Below are 8,650 nucleotides of genomic sequence, written 5' to 3' on the forward strand. Positions count from 1 at the left end.
GGCTCTGGCGGTGGCGGCGGTGGTGGAAACGGTGGCGGCGGCAACGGCGGTGGCCACGGCGGAAGTGGCAGTGGCGGCAATGGCGGCAGCGGTCACGGTGGAAATGGCGGCGGCAATAGCGGCAGCGGTCACAGTGGCAACGACCATGGCTCGGGACATTCCGGTAACACCGCCTCATCCGGTCGCAGCGGCACCCATGCCGAACCGGGAGACGATCACGGCGTTCATCACGCCGGTGAAGTCGGCCACAACCGTGGCGTTCATCACGCCGGTGAAGTCGGCCACAACCGTGGCGTTCATCACGCCGGTGAAATCGGTGACGACCACGGCGTTCATCATGCCGGTGAAGTCGGCCACAACCGCGGCGTTCATCGCGCCGGTGAAATCGGTGACGACCACGGCGTTCATCGCGCCGGCGAAGTCGGTGATGACCACGGTGTTCATGTCGGCGGTGAACCGGGTGACGACCACGGCGTGCACGTCGGTGGCGAGCCGGGTGATGACAAAAGGTCCTGATCACCCCTGAACAAAGGTTCGCCACAACCCCCTGTGGGAGCGAGCCTGCTCGCGAAGGCAGAGTGTCAGACGACATCAATGTTGAATGACAAAATGCTTTCGCGAGCAGGCTCGCTCCCACATTGGAAATGTGCTGTGCTCTATAAAATTTCTTCAGCCTGATCCAGCCGCTCGCGCAGAAACTCGATCAACGCCTGCACCGGTCGCGAACTCTGGCGATGCTGCGGGTACACCGCCGACAACGTCAGCGGCTGCGGGCGAAACTCATCCAGCACCGGCACCAGCCGCCCATCCTTCAACGCCGCCCCGACAATGAAGGTCGGCAGGTACGTGATCCCCATCCCGGCAATGGCCGCATCCCTGAGCAACTCACCGTTGTTGACCCGCATCCGCCCGGTCACGTTGACCGCCAGCGGCTTGCCCTGCCCTTCAAAACGCCATTGCACCTGGCGGCCGTGGCCATACGGCAGGCAGTCGTGCGTGTGCAGGTCCTCGGGTTTACCCGGCGTTCCGCGCTCCGCCAGGTAAGCCGGGCTGGCGCAATACACCCGCTGGATCGAAGCGATGCGGCGGGCGATCAGCGTCGAGTCTTCAAGGATGCCAATGCGCAACGCCAGGTCGTAACCCTCGCTGAGCAGATCCACCGGGCGGTCGCTCAAATCCACTTCCACCGTGACATCGCGATAACGCTGCAAGAACACCGGCAGCAAACACCCCAGATGCGCCACCGCAAACGACAACGGTGCGCTCACGCGAATGGTGCCCCGCGGTTCGGTGGTCTGGCCGGCGATGCCCTGCTCCACCTGCTCGACTTCGCTGAGCAAGCGCAACGCCGACTCGTAATAACTCTGGCCCAGCGGCGTGACGTCCAGGCGCCGCGTGGAGCGGTTGAGCAACCGTACGCCCAGGCGTTCTTCGAGTTGCATCAAGCGACGGCTGACGAACTGCTTGGACAGGCCCAATTGATAGGCGGCCGAGGTGAAGCTGCCGGAGTCCATGACCTGGCAAAAAATACGCATATCTTCGAACGGGTTCATTGTCACTTTCCGGTTGACAGTTAAACGCTTTATAGCCGCTTTTTCCCTTTCGAGCACCCTATTAATCTGTGTCCACGGTGTTGCTGAGGCCTGAGTCCCAGCGCAGCAGCAACCTGACCCTTAGGTAACCAATCTCTAATTAATTAAAAAGGATTTGCTCATGAACCTCGTCAAAAAAACCCTGACCGCTTCCCTGCTCGCCCTCTCCGTCGGCAACGCCTTTGCCGCTGGCAGCCCAGGCGTTGAACACAACACTCAAGCCTTCCTCGAAGCCCTCGCGGCCGGTGGCGGTAAACCGCTTGAGCAGTTGAGCCCGAAAGACGCCCGTGCGGTGCTGACCGGCGCGCAAAACTCGGTCAAGGTTGATCTGTCGGGTGTGGACGTCAGCGATCGTGCAATCAAGGTCGATGGTCAAACCATCAACCTGAAAATCGTGCGCCCGGCCAAGGTCAAAGGTGAGTTGCCGGTGTTCATGTTCTTCCACGGTGGCGGCTGGGTGCTGGGCGATTACCCGACTCACCAACGCTTGATTCATGACCTGGTGGTCGGCTCCGGCGCCGTCGCGGTGTATGTCGATTACACGCCGTCGCCGGAAGCGCACTACCCGACCGCGATCAACCAGGCCTACGCCGCGACCCGCTGGGTGGCCGAGCATGGCAAAGACATCGGCGTCGACGGCAAGCGTCTCGCGGTGGCCGGCAACAGCGTCGGCGGCAACATGGCGGCGGTCGTGGCATTGATGGCCAAGGAACAGAAAGCCCCGGCGCTGCGCTTCCAGCTGTTGATGTGGCCAGTGACCAACGCACAGTTCGACACCGGCTCGTACCAGCAATTTGCCGAAGGCCACTTCCTCACCAAAGGCATGATGAATTGGTTCTGGGACAACTACACCACCGACCAGGCCGAGCGTGCGCAGATCCACGCCTCGCCGTTGCAGGCCAGCGCCGAACAGCTCAAAGGCTTGCCGGCAGCGTTGGTGCAGACCGCCGAGTTCGACGTGTTGCGTGACGAAGGCGAAGCCTATGCCCGCCACCTCGATGCGGCCGGTGTGCCGGTCACGGCGGTGCGTTACAACGGGATGATTCACGACTTCGGCTTGCTCAATCCGCTGAGCCAGATTCCGGAAGTGAAAGCGGCGGTGCGTCAGGCCGCGCTGGAACTCAAGACTCATCTGAACTGAGTTCCCACGCCCCTCCCACGATCATCGTGCGAGGGGCTTTTCTGTAGGAGCGGCCGGGCGGCGCTCCATTTGCCGGCGAAGGCGCCCTCAAATACGCCTTCGCCGGCAAGCCTGGCTCCTACAGGGGATCGGGTTCGCACAGTTCAACTGTAGGAGCGAAGCTTGCTCGCGAAGGCGCCCTCAAATACGCCTTCGCCGGCAAGCCTGGCTCCTACAAAAAAATCAGTCTTCCGGAGTTCTTCCATGTCCCTCATCTACGGTCATCTGCTGTCCTGGAGTGCGCTGTTGCTGGTCATCGACGCCGTGCTCTGGCACGTAGCGCCGTTCAAGCATCGCGTCACGCGGGTCGGTGTGCGCCTCGCGTTGTTTGTGATGTTCAGCGCGCTCATCATCAGCGCCGGCGTCAGCCCGTTGCAGGCGCCGCTGTTGGCAGACGACCGCGTGGCGCAACTGGGCGCGACGGCGCTGGGGATTCTCTGGTGGCTGTACGCCGCCCGTGTGCTCACCGAAGTCATCGGCCTGCTGCTGATGCGGCGCATCGGGCACAGCGGGCGGTTGCTGCAGGACGTCATCGGCGCGCTGGTGTTTCTGATCGCCATCGTCGCCGCAGCCGGGTACGTGCTGGAGTTGCCGGTGAAAGGACTGCTGGCGACGTCCGGGGTGGTGGCAATCGTCGTCGGCCTGGCGTTGCAAAGCACCCTGAGCGATGTGTTTTCCGGGATCGTGCTCAACACCACCAAGCCGTATCAGGTGGATGACTGGATCGTGATCGACGGCGTCGAGGGCAAAGTGCTCGACATCGATTGGCGCGCCACTCACCTGCTGACCAGCGCCGGCAGTACGGCGGTGGTGCCGAACTCGGTGGCGGCCAAAGCGAAGATCGTCAACCTGAGCCGGCCCGGCAACATGCATGGTGTGTCGATCAGCATCCAGGTGCCCAACCACATCCGTCCGCGTCGGGTGCTGGAGGCACTGGACCGCACGCTGCAAGGCAGCAGCAGTCTGCTGCTCAACCCGGCGCCGAAAGCCGTGCTGAAAGAGGCCGGCGAAACCATGTCCGAATACGTGGCCAGCGGGTTTATCGCCGAACTCGGCAAGAAAAGCGAAGTGCGCAATCAACTGTTCGACCTCGCCCATCGGCACCTCGAAGCGGCGGGTATTTCCCGACAGCTCGACGGCGTGATCGAACCGACATCCCGCGCGCGGTCCTTGCTGGACGAGGTGAAAGTCTTCCGTTCCCTGAGCGAAGACGAACGCGACCGGATGGCCCATTCGATGGTCGCGCAGCAGTACGCGGCAGGTCAGGTGGTGCTGGAACTGGGTGAAGTGCCGGACAGCCTGATGGTCATCGCCACGGGCGTGGTCAGCGCGACAGTACCGGACGGCGCCGGGCAAACCGAGGCCGGGCGCATGGGGCCGAGCGAGGTGATGGGTGAGCAGAGCATCCTCACCGATACACCGTCGCAGGCCACGTTCACCGCGTTGACCTCGTGCATCATCTACCGGATCGACAAATCCCTGACCCGCAGTTGCATGGAACAGCGGGTTGAGGTGGGTCGGGCGTTGAACAAGTTGCAGGCGGTGCGGCAGCAGAACAGTCGGTTGGCGCTGCTGGCCAAACCGGTGCCGATCAAGAAAGGTGGATTCCTGAGTTGGCTGCAAAAACGCCAATCGGTGTAACACCTCGCACATTGTAGGAGCCGGCTTGCCGGCGATAGCGCCCGTGAGATCGCCATCGCCGGCAAGCCGGCTCCTACAAAGGCACAAAAAAATGCCCGCAGATCGCGGGCATTTTTTTGGCTGCGGACTTACTTCGAGGTCAACACCGAGTAGCTGTTCATCAGGTTGCGGTAGTTGGGAATACGCGGCGACAGCAGATTCGCCAGGCCTTCCATGTCGTTGCGCCAGTCGCCCTGCAGCTCGCACGCTACGGAGAACCAGTTCACCAGTTGAGCACCGGCGGCGGCCATGCGCGCCCAAGCGGCTTGTTGCACGGTTTCGTTGAAGGTACCCGAGGCGTCGGTCACCACAAACACTTCAAACCCTTCGGCCAGCGCCGACAGCGTCGGGAAGGTCACGCAAACGTCAGTCACCACACCGGCGATGATCAGTTGCTTGCGGCCGGTGGCTTTGACGGCCTTGACGAAATCTTCGTTGTCCCAGGCGTTGATCTGGCCTGGACGCGGGATGTACGGCGCGTCCGGGAACTGCTCTTTCAATTCCGGCACCATCGGGCCATTCGGGCCGTTTTCGAAGCTGGTGGTGAGGATGGTCGGCAGTTTGAAGAACTTGGCCACGTCGCCCAGGGCCAGCACGTTGTTCTTGAATTCGTTCGGCGAGAAATCCTGAACCAGCGAAATCAGACCGGTCTGGTGATCGACCAACAGGACAACGGCATCGTCTTTGTTCAGGCGTTTGTACGGAACGTTGCTCATGTGAAACTCCTCGATGGATGGGTATTACGTCAGGCGCCGACACGCGGGTCGGCGCTTTTTTTTGATCGTCAGAACGCGAAGCACGAGCAGCCGAAGGCGCCCCAGAAACCGGCGAAATCGCTGACCGGCGCGTTCGACAACCGCGCCTTTTCATGGCTATGGGAGTGCACACCGCACGGCCCGCTGCAATGGTGAACCTGCGCCTGCATCGGCGACGTCGGGCGCCAGTGACCCGGCACCTTGACCACCGGCGACCAGTCCGGCAGCACCGGCACACTGGCCGGGCCGAGTTTTTCGAAATCACCGGCGGCATACACCACCTTGCCGCCGACCACGGTCAACACCGACTCGATCCACTTGATCGCTTCTTCGTCGACGCTGAAAAAGTCCGCGCTCAGGGCTGCGACGTCAGCCAGTTGGCCGACTTTGATCATGCCTTTCTTGCCCTGCTCGGAAGAGAACCAGGCGCTGCCGTGGGTGAACAGTTCCAGCGCGGTCTGCCGGGACAGCCCCTCGGCGTGCAGCTCCAGGCCACCGACGGTGCGGCCGCTGACCATCCAGTACAGCGAAGTCCATGGGTTGTAGCTGGACACCCGCGTCGCATCGGTGCCCGCGCCAACCGGTACACCTTCGGCCAGCATGCGCTTGATCGGCGGCGTCGCTTCGGCAGCCTTGGCGCCGTAACGCTCGACGAAATACTCGCCCTGAAACGCCATGCGATCCTGAATCGCGATACCACCGCCCAGCGCCCTCACCCGCTCGATGTTTTGCGGCGTGATGGTTTCGGCGTGGTCGAAAAACCATGGCAAACCATTGAACGGAATGTCGCGGTTAACCTTCTCGAACACGTCGAGCATGCGGCTGATGGATTCGTTGTACGTAGCGTGCAAACGGAACGGCCAGCGCTGCTCGACCAAGTGGCGGACCACCGGTTCGAGTTCGTCTTCCATGGTTTGCGGCAGGTCCGGGCGCGGTTCGAGGAAGTCCTCGAAATCCGCCGCCGAGAACACCAGCATTTCCCCGGCGCCGTTGTGGCGCAGGAAATCATCGCCCTGATGCAGGGTCACGCTGCTGGTCCAGTTCTTGAAGTCGGCTAGCTCTTCTTTCGGCTTCTGGGTGAACAGGTTGTAGGCGATGCGGATGGTCAGTTGCTGGTCCTTGGCCAACTGCTCGATCACCTGGTAATCGTCCGGATAATTCTGGAAACCGCCACCGGCATCGATGGCGCTGGTCAGGCCGAGACGGTTGAGTTCGCGCATGAACTGGCGGGTCGAGTTGACCTGATACTCCAGCGGCAACTTCGGCCCCTTGGCCAGGGTCGAGTACAAAATCATCGCGTTCGGGCGCGCCACCAGCATGCCAGTCGGCTCACCGTTGGCATCGCGCACGATCTCGCCACCCGGCGGGTTCGGCGTATTGCGGGTGTAACCAGCCACGCGCAACGCGGCGCGGTTGAGCAGAGCCCGATCATATAGATGCAGGACAAATACCGGCGTATCCGGTGCCGCCTGGTTGAGTTCCTCGAGGGTCGGCATGCGCTTTTCAGCGAACTGGAATTCGTTCCAGCCTCCGACCACGCGCACCCATTGTGGCGTTGGCGTGCGGTCGGCCTGATCCTTGAGCATGCGCAGGGCGTCGGCCAGCGACGGCACGCCCTCCCAGCGCAGTTCGAGGTTGTAGTTCAAACCGCCACGAATCAGGTGCAAGTGCGAGTCGTTAAGGCCGGGGATGACGCAGCGGCCCTTGAGGTCGATGACCTGGGTGCCGGAGCCGCGCAGGGCCATGGCTTCGGCGTCAGTGCCGACCGCGACGAAGCGGCCATCGCTGATGGCGACGGCACTGGCGCGTGGGTTTTCACGGTCAACGGTATGAAATTGGCCATTGAACAAAATCAGGTCGGCGTTCATCGCGTTTCCTTGGGCTGAGTGGAGGGGGACAGCCAAGGCGCGAACAAACGCGTCGCCATCGGCATGAACAGGTACACCACCGAAACGACGATGGTCAGCGTGATCAGGAACGTGGCGACCACGTAATTGGACAGGAACGTGTTAAGCCGCAACAGCGGGCCCCAGATCAGCGGCACCAGCAAGGTGTGCGGCAGAATCACCAGCAACGTCACCACGGCCTGCTTCCAGCGCGGCGGCGGCGAACCGGTTTCAGCCTGTGGCGCGAACCAGAATTCTTTGACCGGGTTGACCTCGGTCTGGTCGCCATCGGCGAGCATCGGCGTGGCTTCGTTGACCAGTTCCAGCCGTTGTGGTGAATCGAGCCAGTGCTGCATCGCGTCGGTGGAGCAAAAGCGCAGCACGCAGGTGTACATGTCGAGGCCGGAGCTCTTGCCGCGCATCACATCCACCCCCAAGTGCCCTTCCTGCTGCCCGGCGATGCTGACGATGTTGCGCAACCAGGCTTCGTAGGGCACTTCAAAACCGGCTTTGACCCGGTGCTTGATGACCAGGGTCACGACTTCCTCGAAACGATTGGATTCAGGCATAACGCAAAGCTCCGGCGAATCGGACATTGAGCGCCAGCCGTCCCGGCCCGGCGATAAAAAGGCTGGTGAACAGAATCAACAGCAGCCAGCCGAACTGCCCTTCCTCGAGGCTCCATTGCGGGTGCACAACCAGCAGCGCGATCCACAACACAGACAAAACCGGCAGGCACGCCAGGCGCACCAACACCCCGGCAATGATCAGCAGCGGGCACAGCACCTCGGCGAAAATCGCCAGCATCAGCGTGACATTCGCGCCCAGGTGGAAAGGGTCTTCGATGACTTGCAGTTGAGCGTTGTAGTTAAGCAGCTTGGGCAAACCGTGCACCCACAGCAGAAACAAACCACCGCTGACCCGCAAAAAAAACAGCCCGATATCCTGGGCCCGTTCATCCCATTGCGAAGCGTTCATGGACTACCTGCACAAATGAAAAACCATCGGCGTCAAAGCGCCGGGACCTCATTCGATAGTGCCGGTGTGGGGGCGGGGAAAATTGAATGTACGTGCTCTTTTTGTGAGCCGATCAGGATCGCCAGCCATCGCCTCCCTGTAGGAGCTGGCTTGCCGGCGATGGCGTCCTAATGGCCGGCGTGTTTCTTTGATGGTGTACATATCCATTGCTGCGGTAACGGCTTCTATTGGTTTCGCCCTTACGGCGAGTCACTTGGAAAAGCCCCAAGTAACCAAGGGCTCTTGCCCCTTTCGTTCGGTGCCTCGCTAATGCTCGCCATGCCCTCGCTCCGGTCCTGCTCCGTGGGCCCGCCGCCATCGGCCATCCATGGCCGGGGGCGGCTAACCCGGCATCCATGCCGGGCTGCCCACTACGCAGAACCTGCGCTCGGCCTCTCGAGGGGGCGCTCAGATCAAAAGCTGAAGGCGAGCTAACGCTCGGCCTGATGAGTGGTGAAAATCAAAAGCTAACGCGGTCCCCTGTAGGAGCCGGCTTGCCGGCGATGGCGGTGGTCAGGCAATGAATGCGTGACTGACCGG

The 8,650-nt window shown here is 61.8% G+C and carries 8 protein-coding genes; 3 read left to right on the top strand and 5 right to left on the bottom strand.

Features of this window, described 5'->3' with window-relative positions; translation table 11 throughout:
* Window positions 1–516, top strand: a 516-nt coding sequence (locus tag KGB25_RS30030) for a hypothetical protein (protein WP_223437950.1), incomplete at its 5' end; no start/stop codon positions are given.
* 140 nt (window positions 517–656) lie between these two features.
* Here KGB25_RS30030 and KGB25_RS30035 read toward each other — a convergent pair.
* On the bottom strand, window positions 657–1,553 hold the full coding sequence (locus tag KGB25_RS30035) for a LysR family transcriptional regulator (RefSeq protein WP_223437951.1): 897 nt from the start codon (window positions 1,551–1,553) through the stop codon (window positions 657–659).
* Window positions 1,554–1,713: 160 nt separating this feature from the next.
* On the opposite strand from KGB25_RS30035, the gene KGB25_RS30040 reads away from it, so the two are divergent.
* Together KGB25_RS30040 and KGB25_RS30045 are read left to right on the top strand one after the other, a co-directional pair.
* A complete protein-coding gene (locus KGB25_RS30040; protein WP_008032696.1) occupies window positions 1,714–2,733 on the top strand; it encodes an alpha/beta hydrolase in 1,020 nt (339 codons plus the stop codon).
* Between the two features lie 243 nt (window positions 2,734–2,976).
* Window positions 2,977–4,413, top strand: coding sequence for a mechanosensitive ion channel family protein (locus KGB25_RS30045; RefSeq protein ID WP_223437953.1), 1,437 nt, complete (start codon window positions 2,977–2,979; stop codon window positions 4,411–4,413).
* Between the two features lie 128 nt (window positions 4,414–4,541).
* Here KGB25_RS30045 and ycaC read toward each other — a convergent pair whose 3' ends face one another.
* From ycaC to KGB25_RS30065, 4 genes are all read right to left on the bottom strand, one after another.
* Window positions 4,542–5,168: an isochorismate family cysteine hydrolase YcaC gene (gene ycaC / locus KGB25_RS30050; protein ID WP_008032694.1), complete on the bottom strand. Its 627-nt coding sequence runs from the start codon at window positions 5,166–5,168 to the stop codon at window positions 4,542–4,544.
* A 68-nt stretch (window positions 5,169–5,236) separates the two neighbouring features.
* Window positions 5,237–7,075, bottom strand: a complete 1,839-nt coding sequence (locus KGB25_RS30055) for an amidohydrolase (RefSeq protein ID WP_008043255.1) — start codon at window positions 7,073–7,075, stop codon at window positions 5,237–5,239.
* Window positions 7,072–7,662 (bottom strand): antibiotic biosynthesis monooxygenase, encoded by a 591-nt coding sequence (locus KGB25_RS30060; RefSeq protein WP_223437954.1) that lies wholly within the window; start codon window positions 7,660–7,662, stop codon window positions 7,072–7,074. The genes KGB25_RS30055 and KGB25_RS30060 overlap by 4 nt, the downstream gene beginning before the upstream one ends.
* Entirely contained in the window at window positions 7,655–8,071 is a 417-nt protein-coding gene (locus KGB25_RS30065) for a DoxX family protein (RefSeq protein WP_008043253.1), read from the bottom strand. The genes KGB25_RS30060 and KGB25_RS30065 overlap by 8 nt, the downstream gene beginning before the upstream one ends.
* Window positions 8,072–8,650: the final 579 nt, after the last annotated feature.

The organism is Pseudomonas sp. BF-RE-21 (assembly GCF_019947305.1).
Classification (GTDB): Bacteria; Pseudomonadota; Gammaproteobacteria; order Pseudomonadales; family Pseudomonadaceae; genus Aquipseudomonas; species Aquipseudomonas migulae.